Origin of the sequence: Chryseobacterium bernardetii (assembly GCF_003815975.1) — a bacterium.
Lineage (GTDB): Bacteria > Bacteroidota > Bacteroidia > Flavobacteriales > Weeksellaceae > Chryseobacterium > Chryseobacterium bernardetii.
The window spans coordinates 4,273,547-4,295,583 of sequence record NZ_CP033932.1; the positions used below are offsets into that span (position 1 = coordinate 4,273,547).

The 22,037-nt window shown below is 35.7% G+C and carries 25 protein-coding genes; 15 read left to right on the forward strand and 10 right to left on the reverse strand.

The features are described 5' to 3' along the window. Positions 1-2: 2 nt before the first annotated feature. From yaaA to EG339_RS19500, 5 genes are all read left to right on the forward strand, one after another. Positions 3-761 (forward strand): peroxide stress protein YaaA, encoded by a 759-nt coding sequence (gene yaaA / locus EG339_RS19480; RefSeq protein WP_123871561.1) that lies wholly within the window; start codon positions 3-5, stop codon positions 759-761. After that, positions 762-1,610 carry a peptide chain release factor N(5)-glutamine methyltransferase gene (gene prmC, locus EG339_RS19485; RefSeq protein ID WP_123871562.1) on the forward strand — a complete coding sequence of 283 codons (849 nt, stop codon included), beginning with the start codon at positions 762-764 and terminating at the stop codon, positions 1,608-1,610. 43 nt (positions 1,611-1,653) lie between these two features. After that, positions 1,654-2,013, forward strand: a complete 360-nt coding sequence (locus tag EG339_RS19490) for a DUF4180 domain-containing protein (RefSeq protein WP_123871563.1) — start codon at positions 1,654-1,656, stop codon at positions 2,011-2,013. A gap of 554 nt (positions 2,014-2,567) precedes the next feature. After that, positions 2,568-3,140 carry a hypothetical protein gene (locus EG339_RS19495; protein ID WP_123871564.1) on the forward strand — a complete coding sequence of 191 codons (573 nt, stop codon included), beginning with the start codon at positions 2,568-2,570 and terminating at the stop codon, positions 3,138-3,140. 7 nt (positions 3,141-3,147) lie between these two features. Continuing rightward, entirely contained in the window at positions 3,148-4,689 is a 1,542-nt protein-coding gene (locus EG339_RS19500; RefSeq protein WP_123871565.1) for an L-type lectin family protein, read from the forward strand. A 48-nt stretch (positions 4,690-4,737) separates the two neighbouring features. Here EG339_RS19500 and EG339_RS19505 read toward each other — a convergent pair whose 3' ends face one another. The 3 genes from EG339_RS19505 to EG339_RS19515 form a co-directional block, all read right to left on the reverse strand. Further along, positions 4,738-5,709, reverse strand: coding sequence for an NAD-dependent epimerase/dehydratase family protein (locus EG339_RS19505; protein WP_123871566.1), 972 nt, complete (start codon positions 5,707-5,709; stop codon positions 4,738-4,740). Further along, positions 5,706-6,491, reverse strand: a complete 786-nt coding sequence (locus tag EG339_RS19510) for an SDR family NAD(P)-dependent oxidoreductase (RefSeq protein WP_123871567.1) — start codon at positions 6,489-6,491, stop codon at positions 5,706-5,708. Before EG339_RS19510 ends, EG339_RS19505 begins: the two co-directional genes overlap by 4 nt. A gap of 159 nt (positions 6,492-6,650) precedes the next feature. Then, on the reverse strand, positions 6,651-7,739 hold the full coding sequence (locus EG339_RS19515) for a helix-turn-helix domain-containing protein (RefSeq protein WP_123871568.1): 1,089 nt from the start codon (positions 7,737-7,739) through the stop codon (positions 6,651-6,653). Between the two features lie 123 nt (positions 7,740-7,862). On the opposite strand from EG339_RS19515, the gene EG339_RS19520 reads away from it, so the two are divergent. The 6 genes from EG339_RS19520 (at position 7,863) to EG339_RS19545 (ending at position 11,389) form a co-directional block, all read left to right on the forward strand. Beyond that, positions 7,863-8,078, forward strand: a complete 216-nt coding sequence (locus EG339_RS19520; protein WP_123871569.1) for a hypothetical protein — start codon at positions 7,863-7,865, stop codon at positions 8,076-8,078. A gap of 440 nt (positions 8,079-8,518) precedes the next feature. Next, positions 8,519-8,998 carry a hypothetical protein gene (locus EG339_RS19525; protein WP_123871570.1) on the forward strand — a complete coding sequence of 160 codons (480 nt, stop codon included), beginning with the start codon at positions 8,519-8,521 and terminating at the stop codon, positions 8,996-8,998. Positions 8,999-9,003: 5 nt separating this feature from the next. Then, on the forward strand, positions 9,004-9,930 hold the full coding sequence (locus tag EG339_RS19530) for an IS1595 family transposase (protein WP_123871571.1): 927 nt from the start codon (positions 9,004-9,006) through the stop codon (positions 9,928-9,930). Continuing rightward, positions 9,921-10,166 carry a hypothetical protein gene (locus tag EG339_RS19535; protein WP_123871572.1) on the forward strand — a complete coding sequence of 82 codons (246 nt, stop codon included), beginning with the start codon at positions 9,921-9,923 and terminating at the stop codon, positions 10,164-10,166. The genes EG339_RS19530 and EG339_RS19535 overlap by 10 nt, the downstream gene beginning before the upstream one ends. A 111-nt stretch (positions 10,167-10,277) precedes the next feature. Next, complete coding sequence (locus EG339_RS19540; RefSeq protein WP_123871573.1) at positions 10,278-10,490, forward strand: hypothetical protein; 213 nt, start codon at positions 10,278-10,280, stop codon at positions 10,488-10,490. Then, positions 10,490-11,389: an SDH family Clp fold serine proteinase gene (locus tag EG339_RS19545; RefSeq protein ID WP_123871574.1), complete on the forward strand. Its 900-nt coding sequence runs from the start codon at positions 10,490-10,492 to the stop codon at positions 11,387-11,389. Before EG339_RS19540 ends, EG339_RS19545 begins: the two co-directional genes overlap by 1 nt. Before the next feature lie 113 nt (positions 11,390-11,502). Here EG339_RS19545 and EG339_RS19550 read toward each other — a convergent pair whose 3' ends face one another. The 5 genes from EG339_RS19550 to EG339_RS19570 all read right to left on the reverse strand — a co-directional run bounded on the left by EG339_RS19550 (position 11,503) and on the right by EG339_RS19570 (position 17,893). Continuing rightward, entirely contained in the window at positions 11,503-12,144 is a 642-nt protein-coding gene (locus EG339_RS19550) for a rhomboid family intramembrane serine protease (protein ID WP_123871575.1), read from the reverse strand. 41 nt (positions 12,145-12,185) lie between these two features. Next, positions 12,186-14,774, reverse strand: a complete 2,589-nt coding sequence (locus tag EG339_RS19555) for a DNA gyrase/topoisomerase IV subunit A (protein ID WP_123871576.1) — start codon at positions 14,772-14,774, stop codon at positions 12,186-12,188. Between the two features lie 8 nt (positions 14,775-14,782). Continuing rightward, entirely contained in the window at positions 14,783-15,199 is a 417-nt protein-coding gene (locus tag EG339_RS19560) for a hypothetical protein (protein WP_123871577.1), read from the reverse strand. An 87-nt stretch (positions 15,200-15,286) separates the two neighbouring features. Next, positions 15,287-17,176 carry a DNA topoisomerase IV subunit B gene (locus EG339_RS19565; RefSeq protein ID WP_123871578.1) on the reverse strand — a complete coding sequence of 630 codons (1,890 nt, stop codon included), beginning with the start codon at positions 17,174-17,176 and terminating at the stop codon, positions 15,287-15,289. A 174-nt stretch (positions 17,177-17,350) separates the two neighbouring features. Then, complete coding sequence (locus tag EG339_RS19570) at positions 17,351-17,893, reverse strand: DUF2867 domain-containing protein (protein WP_123871579.1); 543 nt, start codon at positions 17,891-17,893, stop codon at positions 17,351-17,353. Between the two features lie 304 nt (positions 17,894-18,197). On the opposite strand from EG339_RS19570, the gene EG339_RS19575 reads away from it, so the two are divergent. The 4 genes from EG339_RS19575 to EG339_RS19590 all read left to right on the forward strand — a co-directional run bounded on the left by EG339_RS19575 (position 18,198) and on the right by EG339_RS19590 (position 20,118). Continuing rightward, positions 18,198-19,346, forward strand: a complete 1,149-nt coding sequence (locus tag EG339_RS19575; protein ID WP_123871580.1) for a methionine aminotransferase — start codon at positions 18,198-18,200, stop codon at positions 19,344-19,346. Positions 19,347-19,499: 153 nt separating this feature from the next. Further along, positions 19,500-19,670 carry a bacteriocin gene (locus tag EG339_RS19580; RefSeq protein WP_123871581.1) on the forward strand — a complete coding sequence of 57 codons (171 nt, stop codon included), beginning with the start codon at positions 19,500-19,502 and terminating at the stop codon, positions 19,668-19,670. Between the two features lie 30 nt (positions 19,671-19,700). Further along, positions 19,701-19,895: a bacteriocin gene (locus EG339_RS19585; protein ID WP_123871582.1), complete on the forward strand. Its 195-nt coding sequence runs from the start codon at positions 19,701-19,703 to the stop codon at positions 19,893-19,895. A 25-nt stretch (positions 19,896-19,920) separates the two neighbouring features. Continuing rightward, the gene (locus EG339_RS19590) at positions 19,921-20,118 is read left to right on the forward strand and encodes a hypothetical protein (protein WP_123871583.1); all 198 of its coding nucleotides are present in this window, start codon (positions 19,921-19,923) and stop codon (positions 20,116-20,118) included. A gap of 75 nt (positions 20,119-20,193) precedes the next feature. On the opposite strand, the gene EG339_RS19595 is transcribed toward EG339_RS19590, so the two are convergent. Next, a complete protein-coding gene (locus tag EG339_RS19595) occupies positions 20,194-20,958 on the reverse strand; it encodes an SDR family NAD(P)-dependent oxidoreductase (RefSeq protein WP_123871584.1) in 765 nt (254 codons plus the stop codon). 87 nt (positions 20,959-21,045) lie between these two features. Continuing rightward, a complete protein-coding gene (locus EG339_RS19600) occupies positions 21,046-21,984 on the reverse strand; it encodes a helix-turn-helix domain-containing protein (RefSeq protein WP_123871585.1) in 939 nt (312 codons plus the stop codon). Between the last annotated feature and the right edge of the window lie 53 nt (positions 21,985-22,037).

Here is a 22,037-nt window from a genome sequence, read left to right on the forward strand (position 1 = left end):
TTATGAAAATTGTAACCTCACCTGCCAAATTAATGAACGTAGAATATTCAACAGACCTGTTGAAATCCACTACACCCAAATTCATTGAAGAGGCAGCTATTATACAAACTTATTTAAAAGAAAAATCCCCAAAATATCTTTCCGAACTTATGGAAATATCATCTAAACTGGCTGATGAGAATTGGGAAAGAAATCAAAAATGGAAATCAAAACCTACAGCTAAAGAGTCAGCTCCTGCCATGTTTGCTTTTACTGGAGAGGTATACAGAGGATTGGATGCCAAAACCCTTGATAAAGCGGCGGTAGACTATCTTCAGAAAAACTACAGAATTCTTTCCGGATTATACGGACTTCTGAAGCCTTCTGATAAGGTTATGCTTTACAGACTCGAAATGGGACGCCCTTTTGAGTTCGATCAGTACAAAAATTTATACGAGTTCTGGAAAGAAAAGATTACCGAACAGCTGAACACTGAAATGAAAAAAGGAGAAATCCTTCTTCATTTGGCCAGCAATGAATACGGAAAGGTTATCGACAGAAAAAAACTGAATCATAAAGTGATTGATTTCGACTTTTATGAACTGAAAGATGGTAAACTGAAGACCATTGTGGTTTATACCAAACATGCAAGAGGCCTTGTAGTAAGATTCTGTGCAGAAACCAATGCTCAGACTTTGGATGATGTAAAGGCATTCAACTATGAAGGATACAGAATTAATGAAGAAAAATCAACAGATACAAAACTGGTTTTCACAAGATAAATGACAATATCAGCATTTAAAAAATATTTCAAAGCAGAACTTTCCGACCTGTATACCGAGTCGGAAAGCGCTTTTTTAATTTCCCTTTTTATTCAGAAAATTGCAGGTTTTAATTCTTTTGAGCAAAGAAGATTTTCTGAACAGGAACTTCTGAAAGATGATGAGCAAGAGCTTCGTTCCATGGTCTCCGAATTAAAAACCGGGAAACCTTATCAGCAGATTATTGGAGAAACAGAGTTTTATGGAATGACTTTTCTTGTGGATGAGCATGTTTTGATCCCGCGCCCTGAAACGGAAGAACTTCTGGAAATAGCAATTCGGGAAATACAAAACTCAGGAAATAAAGATTCGGAACTAAAGATCCTTGATGTGGGTACAGGAAGCGGAGTAATCCCTTTGGTTTTGAAGAAACATTTTCCGGAAGCGGCAATAACATCAATAGATTTTTCTGAAAAGGCGCTGGAAACCGCAAAACGGAATGCAGATTATCACCAGCTTGATGTTAAGTTTATTCATGCAGATTATCTGAATACCCAACTTACTGAAGAATATGACGTTATTATTTCGAATCCACCTTATATAGGAATTGAGGAAGAAACAGAAATTGAATATTACGTAAAAGGATTTGAGCCTACAATGGCTCTCTTCTCTCCTACTTCTGATGCTTTGATCTTTTACAGAAAGATTGCAGAGGATTCCAGAGAACATCTGAAAAAAAATGGTCTTTTGTTTTTAGAGATCAACCAAAAACTTGGATCTGAAACACTGGAATTGTATCAACATTTCACCAACGCACAGTTATTAAAAGACTTATCTGAAAATGACCGGTTTATTTATGGGAAAAAATAAGTAATTTTATCTCTCATAAAAATAACCTTACATCACAAACCCCATGGTCATTAAGCCACACAATGCCGGAAATATAAAAATTGCTGAAGTTACTTCAGATCAGATCATCATACAATCTGCAGAAGATGGACTGGATCTTATGGGAAACATTTATTATCAGGGATTTGATAAAGTAATTGTCTATGAAAAAAATATCACTCCCGGTTTCTTTGATCTGAAAACCAAAATTGCCGGAGAAATTCTGCAAAAATTTTCCAACTACCGTATCGGGTTGGCAATTCTTGGAGATTTCAAAAAGTATGAAAGTAAAAGTATGAAAGATTTTATTTTTGAAAGTAATAAAACCAGACATATCAATTTTGTAGAAACGCTGGAGGAAGCATTGATCAATTTTTCAAAATAACCTCTTTTTCAATTATTTAGATAAATAAAACAGAAAGTTTTATCCTATTTTCCCTGTTACGAATGTTCTTTTAAGATTCTTTAATAGAATACAGAGAGATGTGCATGAAAAAAAATCTCAATAATTTATTAATTGTATAAAATTTTAAATCAAAATATAATAATTAATTAATCACTAAGGACAAAATAAAAAAACATTCTTTTGAAAGCAAGCTGATAAATATTTTATTCGTATATTTACAAAAAACACGAGGGAATATGAATCTTAATTATTTAATGGCTTATACTGCCACTTAATTCAATTTATTTTTTCGACTATCTGGTTAGATGAGACAAATAGTGTTTCTCTGTGAAACATTGTTTTCAATCTATTATTGGCTTTTAAAATAAAGGGCCCATTACGTCATTCTTTGGACAGAACATTCATTGCTTCAATGAAGTGCTGGAAATCTTTATTTCCTTTCTGGAAGTATGCGGTCTGAAGATTTTTCCTTCATACAAATAACCATTAAAAAAAACATAAAAAAACATAGATAAAAAATTATTAAGAACATTATGATTAAAAAATTATTTCTACCGATCGTTTTAGTAAGTTCGTTTTCATTTGCACAGATTGGGATTAACACACCCACACCTGATGCCAGCGCAGCACTTGATATTTATAGCCAAAGCAAAGGAATGCTGATACCAAGACTTACTACTGCACAAAGAGATGCAATTTCCAATCCTGCCAACTCACTTCTTATTTATGATACGGATAAGAAATGTTTAAGCCAGAATGTGGGAACACCAACCAGCCCGGATTGGCTATGTATCAGTAATAATGCTGTAAAAATGTTTTACATGCCCAGCGTTTCTTTCGATACGTCTATCACTGCAACTGGCAGAACTAAAGATCTATATACATTATATAAGACCCAATTCGGATCACCAAAAGCAAAAAGCACGAGTGCTCCTGCAGCTATCCCATTTTTCCCTTCCAGCAGAGATCTTTACTATTATGTAACTGATGCAGATCCTAATGTATTCAGTAATATTACTATTTCTGATGATGGTGTAATGAGGTATGATGTAAAAGCAGCTGCTACAGACTGCTCTTTTATCAATATTGTTTTTGTTGTCAAATAATTGAATTATGATAAAAAGTAAATCAATTGGGCGATACAAAAGGTTTCTGCTTACCTTTCCCCTGGTTGCTTTCGCCCAAAATATGCAGGCGCAGAATGAGCAGGGTACCGGATATCCGTATTTTGTCAACTTCACCCAGGGACTGCAGCCACAGGAAGCTTATAAAGTAGCAACAAGCGGTGTTCAGAATGACGCTACCTTTACCACAGACGGATTACGGCTTACCCGTAGTGTAAATAATATTTCAGGAGGTGTTATTCTTGCCGATAAGATATTCAAAAGTGATCAGGGAATTAAATTCGAATTTGAGTTCGCTATTTATGGAGGAAATATCAACGGAGGAGACGGTATTTCTATATTCCTTGTAGATGGATCTATTCCCAAAGAACAGCTTAATCTGGGATATTTTGGAGGTGGATTAGGATATACTTTTGTACGGGGAGGTGAATCTACAGAAGGACTGAGAGGAGCCTATCTGGGAATTGGTCTGGATGAATTCGGGAATTTCAAAACAACTTTTAAACAGACTGAAAGGGTCAGAAATGGAATCTTCGGAGTTACATTAGCCGATGGGCGAAGCAATGTTTCTTTAAGAGGTAAACGCGGAAGCCAATACCTGTCATCAGCCGAGCCTGGGGGCTATAACGGTTATCCCTTGCTTTACAGTGTGGCAACCAATGCTTCCCCGGCCAGCAGTAACAGATCTGCTTATCTGGATACTACAACAGGAAAATATATTGGCATCAAAAATACAAGTCTTCAGCAATTCAGTATTGAAAGTGGCGGAACTACGATTCCTCAAAATGAAAATGATGCAAGATTCCGTAAAGCTTATGTTACTTTGATTCCCAATCCTGCCGGCGGTTACAATATAACCCTGGAAATACAGCACGGAAATGTGAAAGAAAAAGTGATTGACAATTATTATTATCCAACTTCTCTGAAATATACGGAGACAACCATCTCCAATACCACAGTAAGAACGCTGGACACATCAGCACCTTCTACTTTCAGAATTGGGTTTGCTGCTTCCACAGGAGCTGCTAAAAACATACACTTATTGAAAAACTTAGGAGTTACAAGACCTTACGCTGCTGAAGTGACGGATGACCTGTTTGCGGGTTGCCCTGGGATTAAGTCAACGTATTACCCTTTACTTAATGATGCCGCTTATTCTTCAGCAGGTGGCCAAAACCCTCCAACACTTTCATATGATAATCTGGATTTTAATTCATTCCGGTTTTTGGATAGTAATGGAGCTGTGATTCCGAATATAACCGGTGGAGCTTATACCAACAGCCAGGGAACATGGACTTATTCATTTACTACCGGAGCGCTTTCTTTCAGGCCTGCGCCTGGTTTTACGGGAGTTGCCCAAATACAGTATGATATTAAAGGCGGCGGACGTAATGGTACCGAATCTCCTTATAATTTGGAAGAATACAGATCATTGCCTGCACTGGTTCAGGTTACGGTTTCAAGTACAAATAACTGTAGCAAAGCCTGCGTTATTTCGAATAGAAATGTTACCCAGACCATAATAAGATAATTGAATAAAGCCAGCTTTTTAGAAGCTGGCTTTTTACTGATATGACAATTAATATTTATTGTTTTTAATAAAATACCGGATAGCATCCTCTACAGCCTTATCAACAGGATGATATTGAATCCCAAGCTCTTCTACTGACTTCTGATGAGAATAATAGTTATTGATCTGAAGTGCTTTCATATTGCAGGTACTGAGGTTTGTTTTTATCTTTAATTTTCTTAAACCATCCCCCATCAATCCAAGGAAATTTAAAACCCAATTAGGAATGGCTATCATGATGGGATTTTGATCTGTAATACGGTTTACTTTCTTGAAAAATTCCCTGTAGCTTAAGTTTTCATTGGCTAAAAGGTATTTTTCTCCGGCTCTTCCGTTTTGAACAGCACTTAATATTCCACTGGCTGCATCTTGCACATCTACAAAATTCTTTCCTCCCTTAGGGTAAAATACCAGTTTCTTTTTCCAGGCCCAGAAGATCAGCTTCCCCGAACTCGGTTTTGTATCATAAGCCCCGATCATAAAAGTAGGATTCAGAATAACGATCTCTGTATTTTTACAGTTCATTAAAAGATAATTTTCAGCTTCCAGTTTACTTTGTGCGTAAAAAGAATCTGTAAAAGGATATTTCTGAAGTTTCCTTTCATCTCCCGGCTGTTCTCTGTCTCCATATCCAATGGTATTGGCTGAACTTACAAACAGAAACCGTCTTATTCCGCAGGATTCAGCCTGGGAAAAAAGATTCAGGGTCATATCAGAATTTATTTTTTTATAGTCATCATAACAGATCAGGTTCTGACTTGTTTCTGCAGCTATATGAATAAAGCAATCAATGTTTGCAAGGTATGGTGAAAGATCAGAAGCAAGGCTGCCTTCAATCAGCTTCAGATTTTCATTTTTTTCACCCAGATATTTGCTTTTCTGGCGCACCAGAGCAGTAACAGAATAACCACTTTGTAATAGTTTAATGATAACATTGGTTCCCAGAAGCCCTGTAGCTCCGGTTACAAAAACTTTTTTCATGCTTTGATCTCTCTTTTTATGGCTTGGGTCATCAGGGGAAGCTTTATCCATATGGGAAGAATCTTCATCACCAGCCAGCTTATTGGATTGACCATAATTACGGAATCTTTTTTAAATAACTGCCGAATACACCGGGCTGCTACTTTATCCGGATTTAAAAGTGTCAGCCTGCCCCAGAAGCCTTGCTTTTCTATTCTTCTGCATACGTCTGCATTGGTTTTCATAGCACCAGGATTCACTACGCTTACAAAAACATTCGTGTCTTTTAATTCTTCACGCAATCCTCTTGAAAAAGAATGGATGAAACTTTTGGAAGCAGGATATACCGTCTTAAAACCTATTGGGGAGAATGCTGCCATACTTGAAACATTTAAGATATAAGCATTAGGCTGTTTTAAAAGATTGGGGAGCAATTGATGGGTAATAAGTGATGTAGCAGTTACGTTAACCTGCAAAATAGTGTTGATATAGTCCGGAGTTGCCTCTGTAAACCTCTTTGTCCCTCCAAGGCCTGCATTGTTAATCAGGATATGGATATTAAAAGATGAATTAAGCCATTCCGTAAGCTTCATTACATTTTCATTAACAGAGAGGTCTACTTCATAACAATAAGCTTTTATCTGGTATATTTCTTCGAGTTTCCGGGAAAGTTCTTTTAAGTTTTGATCCGGGAGACTTACCAGAACAACATTGATCTTTTTCCTGGCCAGGTTTTCGGCAAAGGCTTTTCCAAGTCCCTGGCTTGCTCCCGTAACCACGGCATATGATTCTTTGGTATCCATAGATTAAATTTTACGGTACAAAGCTATCGTAGAAATCCTATTTGAAAGTTCCGGATTATCTCAGCGAACCTATTTTTTCCAGAAAAGGACAAAACAATACAAACAACTGATAAACAAATCATTAAATATGTCAAAAAGTAAAAGTTTATAATCCTGAACTTATTTTTTGAACCCGGAAGGGGTTTGTCCGGTCACTTTTTTAAAAGTAGTATTGAAGGAAGTCTTGGAATTGAAGCCGGATTCATAAGCTATTCCCAGAATGGATAGTTTACTATCGGAATCCTTAAGAAGCAGTTTGGCATATTCCACCCTGAATTCATTTACATACTGGAAAAAGTTCTTTTGAAAACCGGTATTGATAACATACGATAAATGGTGGGTAGAAACGGAAAGCATTTCTGCAAGTTTAATAAGGTTTAACTCGCTGTCTAAATAAGGTTTCTGGATTTCCATAATGTTTTCAAGCTGAGCTTTGATTCTTGTAAGCTCATCATCGGAAATAAGCTTTCGCTTTACTTCACCGGAATCTGAATCATTCTGAATGGAAATTAATTCTTCACGCTGTTTTTCTTCGAGCGGATAAATCTCTTGTTGTTTTAAAGAATAATACCCAACACAATAAACCACCAGGAGAAATATGGTGTTGATGAAAAAATTTAGAGATTTTGGATCATAGAACAGATTATACACTACATAGATAATGTTCACGGCAAGAATGACCAGGATAATATATTCCAGCCAGTTCAAATTAATGCCTTCTGTGTTGGAAGAAAACTGCTGTATCTTTCGCTGGTGCTTTCTGATAGTAATATAAGAAAGTAAGGTATAGAACAATGCCTGAAACAGAATAAGGATAATGCTCAAAGGTTCAAAAGGGCTGGTATAGCCTAACCTTGCCAAAATAAGGCATATCACAAATGCTGTCGGCAATAACAGAAACTTTAGATCTGTTATTTTAAACCTGAAAGAGGGATTGGTATAAAACAATACGCTGAAATAAAAAAAGACAGGTGTAAGATATTGTACAATGCGGACAGGAAATAAGGAATGAAACTCGATAGGTGAACCGGTAATGAGAAAAAGAATTTCGTCTAACCAGAATGTGGACCAGAGAAAGAGGAAGATTCCAAACCAGAAATTGGCTTTCCGGTTAACTTTTAAAGGATTAGCAATATTGAACAGAGAAAGCAAAACCAATGAACCATAGATAAGTATCACGATGAAACTGTTGAATTCTGATGTGTTCATTGGTTTTGATATTTAGATTAAGGTAACTATACGTTAGTTTACACAAACATAAAAAACAAAACAACAAAGACCAACTATTAAATTAGTAGGTCTTTTTTTATTAACAATTTTAAATTTTACAAAATGGAAAATACAAAACAACAAAAAGTAGAAATACTAATTACAGAGTTGTTAAAAGAATTTCAAGGTGAACCATATTGGAAAATTAAAGTAATTCTTAATTTTTTAGAAAAATGGACACTTGAAAATTCAAGCATACACAAAGAAATAGAAAATGTATGGAAAGACTATTCCTCAGAGAACTTTATACTTTTTTCAACCTCTTCTAATGAAGATTGATTTAATGATATCAAATCCTTTAATTGATCGAGATCATGACTTGTTCCACCTAAAGTTAGAGATTTAAGTATCTTTTCAATTTGTTTATTAATTTTTGTTTGTCTTTTTAGTGTATCAAGTAATTTTTCGTTGTCCATAAGCTGAAAGTTTTGCCCTAAATATAAGTAAAAAAGGTATAATTTTTGTACTTTTGTAGGAATATTTATCGATTAAAAAGAAAGCGTTAGCTTTTATTCTGTTACCTGAAATCTGGAAAATTTCTCAAAATGACACAGAATAAACAACTGACACTTACATCCTATATGGGTGTGGGTTGTCTTGTTTATGTCATTTGGCAATCCAGAGCCACAGGTAATAAATAAAGACTACAAACCCACACCTTTCTTTATTTATAATCTTAAAATTTCTGCTTTGGGTTTGAGTGGATTATCAAATTCACTATGAAAAAAATTATCTTTTCCTTATGTATGTTAATGGGGACTTTTTGTTTTTCCCAAACTGTAACCAAAAAGTTTAATTCATATTATAATAGATATGAATATTATGATTCTTCATCAAACCTTATAGGTTATGAAAAATACAATAGTTACTCTGGTCAATGGGAATATTATAGCTTAAAAAGCCCTCAACAATCAAGGCAACCTTATCAGTATAAAGATCCTCAAGAATTAGATATTTCTAATTTGGGGAACGCTGCAACCACTTTGCAGAACAGATATAATAGCAATCAAAAAAATGCTCAATCTGTTGTAGATGATATTCTTTATCAAATAAAGTCCTTAAATATATCTGATGATCGTAAAAACAGGATCATAGAATCTTTTAATAAGACTGTTATTAATAATATGGAAAGTCTTTATAGAGGTAATGTTAGTTGGCTGTATGATGCTGCTAATACAATCATTAAAAATACAAAATAGTAGATATGTTTAACACCAACATAAAATCAGTATTTGAATTAACTCAAACCTTTTCAACAGAACAGGATTGTATTGATTATTTGGAGATATTGAAATGGAACAAACTTCCTGTAAGTCCTTTTGATGAAAATTCAAAAGTATATAAGTGTAAGAATAATCAATATAGATGCAAGAATACAGGCAAGTATTTTAATGTTAAGACAGGAACAATGTTTGAGAATTCTAAAGTTAGTCTTCGTAAATGGTTCATGGCTATTTGGCTTGTTACGTCCCACAAGAAAGGGATTAGTTCTATACAGTTAGGAAAAGATATTGGAGTGAGACAAGCAACAGCATGGTTCATGTTACAAAGAATTAGAGCATGTTTTGGTATTGAGAATAATAATGAGCTTGAAGGTATTGTAGAATGTGATGAAACTTTTATTGGTGGTAAGAACAAGAACCGTCACAAAGACAAGAAGGTTCCACACTCACAAGGACGAAGTTTTAAAGACAAAGTTCCTGTAATGGGAATGTTGCAAAGAGATGGTAAAATGAATGCATATGTTGTAGATGATACAAAAAGAAAAAGCATTCAACCTTTGATTTGCAGATATGTAAATCCTGAAAAAACAATATTAATAAGTGATGAATGGTGGGCTTATAAAGGCTTAGATAAATATTATACTCATAATGTAATCGACCATTCTAAAAAAGAGTATGTAAGTTTGCAGGACAATAATATACACACAAATAACATAGAAGGAAGTTGGAACATACTGAAAAGAAGTGTTTCAGGAATGTACAATCACGTTTCAAAAAAGCATCTTCAAAAATATGTTGATGAATTTGTGTATAGATTTAACCTGAGAAAGGTCACAGACCAAGAAAAATTCAGATATTTGTTGTCAAATTCAAATGTCCGAACTAAGTATAAAGAATTATGTCATTAGGTGAAGCACTTAAAGAAAAAAATGTGAGATACATTACAAAAGATGGTGTAGATTATTTTTATGTTGAAGATATAAAGAAAAATTATGAATACTTTGTATTCGATGGAACTAAAATAATTTACATAGACAATATTCCTTTAGTTGATGGCAAACATGTGCTTAAATTAGTGGAATTCGATTTGAATATGAAAAAGGTTTTAAACTTTAAACCTAAAAAGAAAGATAAAGAATCTTAATCTGGGAATTAACATTTTTGTAAATGTTATATATTGATAATATATTTGTAAATATTTTTATATGCGACTTATTTTGTCGTATATTTAATTACTTTTACAAAAAATATTAATATGAAAACGATAGAAGCCGAAAAAATAAGATTAGACAAACAAAAAGAGGCTGAGCAATTGTTTAAAAAATTAGGGATTGAAGAAAAATCAAAAACAGAAATTTTTGGTTTCGGAATTGATAAATTTGTGTCTAATAAAGATGATAATAAAAAAACAAAACTTCATTGGACAAGATTATCAATAAATTCTAATGCAACTCATACAATTGACTAATGCCCACTTGGAACGAAATAGTTGAAGAGATAAATAATCAACCTAATCCTTTTGATTTAATCAGAAGAAAATATATAAAGCAATTATCTGATAAAACAGGTAGAAACGTTTTAACATATTATTCTGGTTGGTTACAGAAAGGTCATTTATCATCACATGGATTTAGATTTGATATTACAGATTCTGATAAAATGGGCTTTATGTCCACGATTAATGGTTTAGATAAAACAAAAGGTCTAGACTTAGTTTTACATACTCCAGGAGGTTCAATTGGAGCAACAGAATCAATAGTTAATTATTTAAAATCAATTTTTGGAAACGACATACGAGCAATAATTCCCCAGACAGCAATGTCCGCTGGAACAATGATTGCTTGTTCGTGTAAAGAGATTTTAATGGGAAAACATTCTAATTTAGGACCTATTGATCCTCAACTTGGAATCGGTATACCTGCTCATGGTATTATTGAAGAATTTGAAAAAGCAAAAGCTGAAATTATAGCTAATCCATTAACAATACCTGTTTGGCAAACGATCCTTTCTAAATATAATCCGACATTAATAGGAGAATGTGAAAAAGCTATTAAATGGTCAGAAGATATGGTTAAAAATTGGCTTAAAGACAACATGTTTAATGGAGAGGCTGATAGTGAAACTAAAGCCAATGCTATAATAGCAGAATTAGGGAGTCATGCATTAACTTTATCTCACGATAGACATTTATCTCCTGTAATTCTTAAAGGACTTGGTTTAAAAATAATTGATTTAGAATCTGAACAAGATTTGCAGGATAAGGTTTTAAGTGTTCATCATGCTAGCATAATAACTCTAACTCAAACACCAACATATAAAATAATTGAAAATCAAGAGGGAAAAGCTTATGTTCAATTAGTTGACTAATTAAAACAACTTTAATAAATAGTATAAAAGAGGACTGATTAATTTAGCCCTCTTTTTATTTTTAACAAACTAGTGTAAACTGGCGTATAATTACCTAGATTAAAAATAGTCTTTTATCTTATTCGCTTCCTGACAAAAATCTGATATCCCAGATAAATTAATGGCAGTGACATCACCCCAAGGTATAAAATATTGCTCATTGCCAGTTGTGGGTGCAGAACAATAGAGTATACCAATCCGAAAAAAGCTCCTCCAAGATGGGCAGCATGCCCCAGGTTATCCCATTGTTTAGGATTCAGCATCATGTATACGGAATATCCGAAATACAAAGTCCCGAACAGCCATCCCGGTAAAAAATTCACACTGATCTCATTCGGTGCCATGGCTATGGAGGCAAAAATAATTCCTGAAACAGCTCCTGAAGCTCCAATGGCTGAATACCAAGGTTGTTTCTGATAAATCTGCAGGCTGAATAAGTTTCCAAGGATCATTGATCCGAAATAGATGATCAAAAATCCTATCTGCCCAAAGAAATGAACCACAACCCCCTGGAAAAAATACAGGGAAAGCATATTGAAAAACAGGTGCATAAAATCTGCATGTAAAAATGCAGAGCTTATCAGCCTTATATATTCTTTACGGTTGGCAATAGCTCCAACATTGAATTTATATTTTTCAAAAAGAACCGTATTGTTGAAGCCCATGTAACTAAAGATACAAGTAGCTGCAATAATAATCAAAACAAATATATCCATGTGATGCTATTTTATTCTTTACTATAAGTTTAAATGCTTTATTATGTTCCTGTTTCCTCATCTGACTGAAACAGGTCTCCGATGGTTCCGCCATCTTCATCCATGCTACCTGTAGGCTCCGGATCTTCATATACTTCAGGTTCCTCTTCTACAGGTTCAGGAATATTGATATTAATGGCTTTTACTTTAAATTTCGTAAACTGGTTTCCTATTGCTTTTATTCCTTTTACAGCAATAAACTCATCAATATTAATGATCTCCGGATCGCGTTCTTTCCCTTTATCCTTTGCAAAAATAATTTCTGCTGTGGCATCATTCGCTACAATTACATTCTCTATGAAAGACTTCGGATGCTCAGATGGCATGAAGGTCTGTACGTTCAATGTATTTTCCAACAGGAATCTCTTGATGAAATAAATATCTTTTTCGCCATCATAGTAAATGCATGTAACCGGCTGCTCAGGCTTCCATTTTTCCAATACCAGATACTCATCATCAAAACGGTTTCCAAGATCAAATGAAACGAGTTTTACTTCGCCATTAGTATTGATCGTTAATATCCTGTCATCCCCTTTGAAACTGCCCAGTAAAGTACCTCTGCCATCAGCATTCAGCCTTCTTACTGTATCATCAAACCAGATCTTTCGTGGAGCCAGTGTAGAAACACCTTCTTCTTTAAGATCTACTTTCTTTACGGCATATTTGGTTACGAGATTTCCTTTGGAATCACGGCCTTTGATGGCAAGATCAGAGAAATTGATTTCCATCTTATTTTTTCTGATTCTCGGGTTGGGTTTTAAAAGCACCGTAACCGTTTCCGCTTCTCCATTCGGATTGGCTGAAAAATATAAGGTCTCCGAACCTTTTTTATCTGAAGCCAGCGGATAATCTGTATTCCTTGTAACACCGGTTACAGAGAAACGCTTCATATAATAAGGTCCTTCCCTGCCTTCGCGGTAGATCATGTTGTATACTGTTCTCTTATCGTTTTTCTTCCATACGGCAACGTGCAGGATATCTTTACCGATAAATGTTTTGGCTTCCACTTTTACTACCTTCATGCTTCCGTCTTTTCTGAAAGTAATAATATCATCAATATCCGAACAGTCAAACAGATACTGATCTTTTTTCAAAGAAGTCCCGATGAAACCTTCTTCAAAATTAGCATAGAATTTTTCATTGGCAACGGCTACTTTGGTTGCATCAATGGTATCAAAGATCCTAAGTTCTGTTTTTCTCTGCTTATCTTTTCCGTATTTCTTCTGGATATTCAGATAGTACTCAATAGCATAGGCGATCAGGTTGGCAAGATGGTGCTTTACCTGTTCTATTTTTCCTTCCAGGGAGGCGATATTTTCTTTAAATTTATCTAAATCGAACCTTGAGATTCTCTTGATCCTGATCTCTGTTAATTTTAAGATATCTTCTTCTGTTACGGCTCTCAGAAGATGTTTTGTATGAGGTTTTAATCCTTTATCAATGGTTTTCAGAACATCTTCCCAGGTCTTCACTTCTTCAATATCGTGATAGATCCTGTTTTCTATGAAGATTCTTTCCAATGAGGAGAAATGCCAGCTTTCCTGAAGCTCGTGGAGTTCTATTTCAAGCTCTTTTTTCAACAATGATACGGTATGATCCGTGTTCATTTTCAGAATCTCAGAAACAGACATAAACATGGGCTTATCCCCCACAATCACACAGGCATTCGGAGAAATTGTTACCTGGCAGTCTGTAAAGGCATACAGAGCATCAATTGTTTTGTCCGGAGATACATCGTTATGAATATGGATCAGGATTTCAACTTTATCTGAAGTATTATCTTCAATTTTCTTAATCTTGATCTTTCCCTTCTCATTGGCTTTCAGGATAGAATCAATAAGATCACTTGTTGTTTTGGAATACGGAAGTTCAGAGATCACCAGCGTATGTTTGTCCGTCTGGGTGATTTTGGCTCTGGCTCTTACCTTTCCGCCTCTGTGACCGTCATTGTATTCTGATACATCCAGATAACCAGCCGTTAAAAAGTCAGGATAAATTTCGAATTTCTTTCCTTTTAAATAAGCTACAGAAGCGTTAATAAGCTCGTTGAAGTTATGCGGAAGGATTTTGGTTGAAAGCCCTACCCCAATTCCTTCCACTCCCTGTGCAAGAAGCAAAGGGAATTTTACCGGAAGGTCAATAGGCTCATTGTTTCTGCCATCATAGGATTTTGTCCATTCCGTTGTTTTGGGATTAAAGACTACTTCCAGGGCAAAAGGGGTCAGCCTGGCTTCAATATACCTTGCTGCTGCTGCAGAATCTCCCGTATAGATATTTCCCCAGTTTCCCTGGGTATCAATCAGGAGTTCCTTCTGCCCGATCTGCACCATCGCGTCTGTAATGGAAGCATCACCGTGAGGGTGATATTTCATGGTATTTCCCACGATATTGGCCACCTTATTGTAACGGCCGTCCTCCAGTTCCCGCATAGAGTGCATAATTCTTCGCTGAACGGGTTTTAACCCATCATATACCGAAGGAATAGCCCTATCCAAAATTACATAGGAAGCATAATCCAGAAACCAGTCTTTGTAGAGACCGGAAACTTTCTTCAAGCTTTCACCCTCATGCGAATATTCTTCTGTCGTCATCTGTTATATTAATCTTTTTTCTCTTTATTAGCTTTTACAACTTTATTCAGAGAGAGTTTTAAATCATTTACTTCTTTTCTGGTTAAGTAAGAAATCTGGTACTTTAGTATTGCAGATCCGTTATTCTTACTGGAGACGGTAATATATAGTCTTTTGATAAAGATTATACTGATTACGTCATATTTTATCAGTTTATATTTCGGAAACTCATCATGAAGGGGCTTGCTTAAAAAAGGAATGATATTCCTGTTCTTAAAATGCAGAGCTTCGCCATCACTATCATATTCAAAAATCTGTCGTCCGTTAAGGTGAAAGATGATCAGCATTAATATGGGAATAATAATCATCAGGTAGCTTTCGATTCCCAACACATGAAATCTATACTTATTGACTAAAAATCCTGCTATTCCAAACACTGTAAACATGATCAACAGTGTATTTATGAAGTTATAAAATGATGTTTTACTACGGTTACTTAATCTCATTGTGATTCTTATATGGTGTTCTTCAGCTTATTCGCTGCTTACTTCATCAAGAATTTGTTTTTTGTCAATATCAGAGTCGTCTTCCACTACCAAATTCTCAAGAATGAAGGTCTGTCTGTCTGGTGTATTTTTTCCCATATAAAACTCCAGTAGCTGGTCTATGGTCTGATCTTTCCCTACCACTACCGGTTCTAAACGGATATCTTTTCCAATAAAATGCTTAAACTCATCCGGAGAGATCTCACCTAATCCTTTGAATCGTGTAATTTCAGGATTTTTTCCAAGTTCATTCAATGCTTTTACTCTTTCCGCTTCTGAATAGCAATACCTTGTCTCTTTTTTATTCCTAACCCTGAATAAAGGGGTTTGAAGGATATAAAGGTGGCCGTTTTTAATCAAATCCGGAAAAAACTGCAGGAAGAATGTAATCATCAGCAGACGGATGTGCATTCCATCCACATCGGCATCGGTTGCTATAATTACCTGGTTATATCTCAGGTCTTCCAAACTTTCTTCAATATTTAAAGCGGCCTGTAGAAGGTTGAATTCTTCATTTTCATACACCACTTTCTTTGTCAGCCCATAACAGTTCAGAGGCTTTCCTTTTAATGAAAATACCGCCTGCGTTTCTACATCTCTTGATTTGGTGATGGATCCTGATGCAGAGTCTCCCTCAGTGATGAAGATCTGGGTATCTCCTTTTCTTTCGGCTTTCTGATCGTTATAATGCTGCCTGCAGTCACGCAGCTTTTTATTGTGTAGAGATACTTTTTTAGCCCTTTCTCTCGCCAACTTCTGAATTCCGGAAAGTTCTTTTCTTTCTCTCTCAGAAATCAGGATTTTTCTTTGGATGGCTTCAGCTATCTCAGGATTTTTGTGTAAGAAATTATCTAGTTTGCTCTTAAGGAAATCAATCACGAAGGTTCTTACGGTTGGTCCGTTAGGCCCCATATCATTGGATCCGAGTTTTGTTTTGGTCTGAGATTCGAAAACCGGTTCTTCCACATTAATGGAAATAGCTGCAATAATTGATTTCCTGATATCTGAAGCATCAAAACTCTTATTGAAGAATTCCCGGATTGTTTTTACATAGGCTTCACGGAAAGCATTCAGGTGAGTACCCCCCTGTGTTGTATTCTGTCCGTTAACGAATGAAAAATAGGTTTCTGTCTGTGATTTATCGGAATGCGTAATTGCTACTTCAATATCATCGTCCTTCAGGTGAACAATAGGATACAGGATATCACTTTCCAGCTCTTCCTCCAAAAGGTCTTTAAGCCCATTTTCTGAAAAATAGGTTTCACCGTTGAATAATATTTTCAGTCCCGGGTTCAGATACGCATAATTACGGAGCATTCTTTCGATATACTCCTTTCTGTATTTGAAATGCAGAAAGATCTCTCCATCCGGAATAAATGAAATTTCGGTTCCGTTTCTGTCTGAGGTATCTTTTTCATCAAAATTTTCTTTGATCATACCGCGGGAGAATTCTGCAACCTTCATTTTTCCATCCCGGAAAGAACGCACTCTGAAGTAGTCTGAAAGGGCATTTACCGCTTTCGTACCCACCCCGTTCAGTCCTACAGACTTCTTGAACGCCTTACTGTCGTATTTACCTCCGGTATTCATTTTGGAAACGGCGTCTACCACCTTTCCCAGCGGAATTCCACGACCAAAGTCGCGAACAGTAACCTTGCCGTCATCCAGCTTTATTTCGATTCTTTTTCCGGCTCTCATCCTGAACTCATCAATAGAGTTATCCAGGATTTCTTTAAGCAAAATGTAAATACCGTCATCGGCAGAGGACCCGTCACCAAGCTTCCCGATGTACATGCCGGGACGCAGACGGATATGTTCCTGCCAATCGAGGGTTCTGATATTCTCTTCGGAGTAGGTTGGATTTATTTCTTGTGACATATATGATTTCAGCAAACATACAAAAGTACAAAATTGTCCAAAATTATCCGAATTTTAGTCTTCATTTTTTTATCAACATTCTACCTGAAATCAGGATTTATGATAGAAAAAAGTAGACTTAATTGCATGAAAAATAAAAAGCAAATGTTTGTATTCCGACATTTGCTTCTTAAATTATTGTTTAGCGCTTTCCAGCTTGCCGATCATATTTTTCAGCATAACCGGAACAATGAGTTGATGAAAAGGACGTACCGGCAAAAAATACAATACTCCCAGCCAGTTATGGAACTTTACTGTAGTAGAAATCGTTAAAGAATTCTCATCCTGCCCTCCCTGATTTTTATCAAACAACAGGGAAACCCTGAAATCCAGATGCTTATCATCTTCACCAAGAACAATCTCATTGCTGGTTTTGTTAAAGACCTTAAAAATGCCCACCTGATCCCCTACTTCACAGCTAAAATCATTGGCTTCTTTCTCTGCATTTGTTTCTGTACCTGTTTTCAAACCAAACAATCCAACTACCTTGTTTCTGAAAGCAAACATTTTCTTCCCCCACTTGGGTCCGCTCGTAAAAAAGGCCTTCCCGATTTGGGTAATATCGAAATTCTGTCCGTTTCCAACCACTCCGCCTTCAAAACTATCTACATAATCAAACTTTTCTTTCCCCTGGTACAAAATAGATTTTGCCGGAAACTCAATCTTTTTAATTTTCATTGTCATTGGTTTTAAATTATTTTTAGCATAACAAATGTAAGCATCACAAAGCATATTTAAAAGCAAAAATTGTATTTTTTTAAACAAATGTTTAACATTATTTTGATAGCTAAAAAAGATGAAAAGAGGTTGAAAGAAAAGCTTTTGAATTAAACAAACCTGCTTAAGTGAACTCAAATGTTTTAAAATAAAAGCTTTTGTGGCTTTATAGCTTTGTGGTGCCGTAAAGTTTAAACAGCCCTAATATTTAAATGAGCAGTGTTTTAAATAATTCATTAAATTCGGTATCACAAAAATCTGTTTTATGATACAACTTCCTTTATCGAAACTTTCCAATGTAGGAACTACTATTTTCAGCCAAATGACGCAGCTTGCCAATGAAAATGAGGCTATTAATCTCTCCCAGGGATTCCCAGATTTCATGCCGGATCCAGAATTGTTAAACAACGTAGATCATTTTGTGAAAAAAGGGTTTAACCAATATGCACCTCTAGGCGGAATGATTGGCTTAAAGGAAGAAATTGCAAGAAAAATTGAAAACAGCCATCAAAGCATTTATCATCCTGATGCTGAAATTACAGTTACTGCAGGTGGAACCCAAGCTATTTTTACAGCTATTGCCGCTTTTATCAAAAAAGATGATGAAGTCATTATTTTTGAACCTGCTTATGACTGTTATGAACCTACCGTTGAGCTATTTGGTGGTATTGTAAAACGATTTGAAATGAAAGCACCGGATTATCAAATCGACTGGACTGTTGTAAAAAGCCTGATTAGCGATAAAACCAAGATGATTATCCTTAATAATCCGAACAACCCATCAGGAAAAATCTTAAAAGAAAAAGATATCAATGAGCTTATTGAACTGGTAAAAGACACTTCTATTCTTATTTTAAGCGATGAAGTGTATGAGAATATTGTCTTTGATGGAAAACAGCATTTAAGCATCTGTAAATATCCCGAATTGAAAGAAAGAAGTTTGCTGGTTGCTTCATTCGGAAAGCTTTTCCATGTGACAGGCTGGAAAGTTGGATATTGTGCTGCTCCAAAGGCTTTAACAGATGAGTTCAGAAAAGTACATCAGTTCAATGTTTTTTGTGTTAATACCCCTGTTCAGCTTGCTTTGGCAGAGTATATGAAAAATGATGAACATTATATTCATCTTAATCAGTTCTTCCAGGAGAAAAGAGATTTCCTGAGAAAAGGACTTTCAGGAACTTCGTTTGACCTTTTGGATTGTGAGGGAACATACTTCCAGGCTGTAAAATACTCTAAGATCTCAGATAAAAATGATTTTGATTTCGCCAGTGAGCTGACGGTTAATCATAAGGTGGCAAGTGTTCCGTTTTCATCATTCTATAAAAACAAACTGAATGAAAATGTGATCAGACTGTGTTTTGCCAAGAAACAGGAAACACTTGAAAAAGCTTTAGAGAATCTTTCAAAAATATAACAGTAAGATCCAAAAATATTTTATTAACCATCATTAAAAACTTATTTTCAAGAATAAATAAGAAAAAATATGTTTATATTTTTCTCAAATAAGTGATGTAATGTGAAAACTTTTCTTATATTCGTAATCACCAACTCATTAAAAATCAGAATCATGAAAAGTAAATCACCATCAAAAGGGAAAAAACTGAATAAAAAGGAGCTGCGGTCAATCAACGGAGGTCTTTTAATGTGCCTTGATCCTTCACTAAGATGCAGACAGTATCATCCCAAGTGTGCGGAGGATCAATGCAAACCAGACCTGCCACTGGAACCATGGAATTAATTTAGCCACTTAACCTAAAAATATCACTATATGAAAAATCAAACTTCTCTAAAAGCAAAGAAACTGAGTAAAAAAGAATTAAAAACAATTGCAGGCGGTATGCTGGACTGTATGCCTGCCCAGGAAATCTGCCTGCCACACATGGAGCCATGCCAATCAAACGTTGATGAAAATGGCTGTGCCATGATTTCTCCTTATTGCGGGCAAAAAATATGCAGACCTTAACCACACCACTGATAAAATCTAAGCCATGAAAAATAAGAACTTAAGCAGAGGAAAAAAATTAGCAAAGTCTGAACTGAAGATAATCAACGGAGGGCTGGGCAGTTACCCATGCGCCCCTAACGGTTACTGTAAATATTACGGGCCCGGATGTAGAGAAAAAGAATGCCAGCTGCCGGAACCTATAGAGCCAATAGATCCAGATGGTCCTATAGCACTTCCTTAACTGATAAGCCTACCATAAAAAAAGAACCACCTTTATCAGGTTGGTTCTTTTTTTAGAATAAATTATTGGATCAATTTATAAAAACATTCCTCCTGAAGCTTCAATCCGTTGTCCGTTAATCCATCCTGCATCTTCTGTACAAAGGAACGCTACAACTCCGCCAATATCATCAGGAAGCCCTACTCTTCCCAAGGCTGTAGCTCCGGCTACCATATCATTAATCTCTTTATCGTCTCTTACTCTTCCGCCTCCGAAGTCTGTTTCAATAGCTCCGGGTGCAACTACATTCGCTCTGATCTTTCTTATTCCTAATTCTTTAGCCATATATTTGGTTAACATCTCCACGCCTGCTTTTATGGAGCCGTAAACGGAAGAACCCGGTGTTGCAAATCTCGCCAATCCTGAAGAAATATTAATAATTCCTCCTCCATCATTGATAAAAGACAGCAGCTTCTGTGTTAAGAAAAACACGCCCTTGAAATGAATATCAACAATATCATCCATCTGTTCTTCCGTAACTTCTGTTATAGGTGAATATAAAGCTGTTCCTGCATTGTTGATAAGGTAATCAATGTTTGGGTTTCCGGCAGTTTCTTGTAAATGAGTGGTAACATTTTTCACAAATGCATCAAAACTTTTACGATCTTTTGTATCCAATTGAAACGCTACCGCATTTCTGCCCATCTCTTTTATTTCGTTAACAACATCTTCTGCTTCATCTCTGTTACTTCTATAAGTAATGATGACATCCAAACCTTTTTGAGCGATCTTTAGGGCTGAATTTTTTCCTAAACCTCTGTTTCCTCCGGTTACCAATGCTACTTTTGTCTTTGTTTCCATATTTTGGGTTGTTTTAGTGATACAAAGTTGGAATATTTGTGGCAGATAAAGTTTACCCGAATCAATCCAAAATTTGCAAAATTCAAATCACGAGCGGAATTCTATAGGTGTAAATGATGTCTTCCTTTTGAAAAAATTGGAAAAGTGGGCTATTTCCTCAAAACCAAGGGCATAAGAAATTTCAGACACGTTCCATCTGGTCTGCTTTAAGAGGATCTTCGCTTCCTGAATAATACGGTCGCCAATAAATTCCGTAGTAGTTTTACCGGTACTTTCTTTCAGTCTTTTATTGAGATAATTAACGTGTACGGATAATCTTTCAGCATAATCATTTGCTGTTTTCAATTGCAGCCTCTGCTCTTTTGATTCAATAGGAAACTGTCTTTCCAGTAGCTCTATAAATAAAGATACAACCCTCATGGAAGCATCTTTTGCCATTGAGATTCTGGTTGCAGGCTGGAGCTTCTGACCATAGTGAATCAGCTCCCAGACATAGTTTCTTATTAAATCGTATTTGAATATATAATCTGAATCAATTTCATTTTTGATTTTTTTAAAAAGAAGTTCTATTTCATCTGCCAATTCATCATCAATTTCAAACACAGGAACGCCTCCCGGCTGAAAGATAGGTTGATTTTCCAGGGCATTATAAGACGTATCTTTGATGAAAAAGTCTTCTGTAAACACACAAAAACTTCCGGACTGCCGGGCATCCTCAGGAATCCAATGGTAGGGAACCTTAGGAGTAGCAAACAGCAGTGCATTTTTTTCTATGGAAACGGTTTTATCAGCATATTCAGCCCTGTTTCTCCCTCTAATCAGACTTATTTTATAATATTTCCGTCTGTTATAAGGCATTTCGGAAGTATTTTTTATTCTTTCAATAGTTTGCGCTATATCAAATACATTAAAATGTCCAATATCCTTATGGAGGCCTTTTGGGAAAATATCTTCCAGGCTTTTTCCCAGCTTGGCCGTCATTTCCCTGTAAAAATCTTCTAGTGAGGAATGTGCTATTTTCTCCATAAGCAATGAGTTGTAAAATTCAAATATACAAAGTTGGTTTTTAATAAAACAAA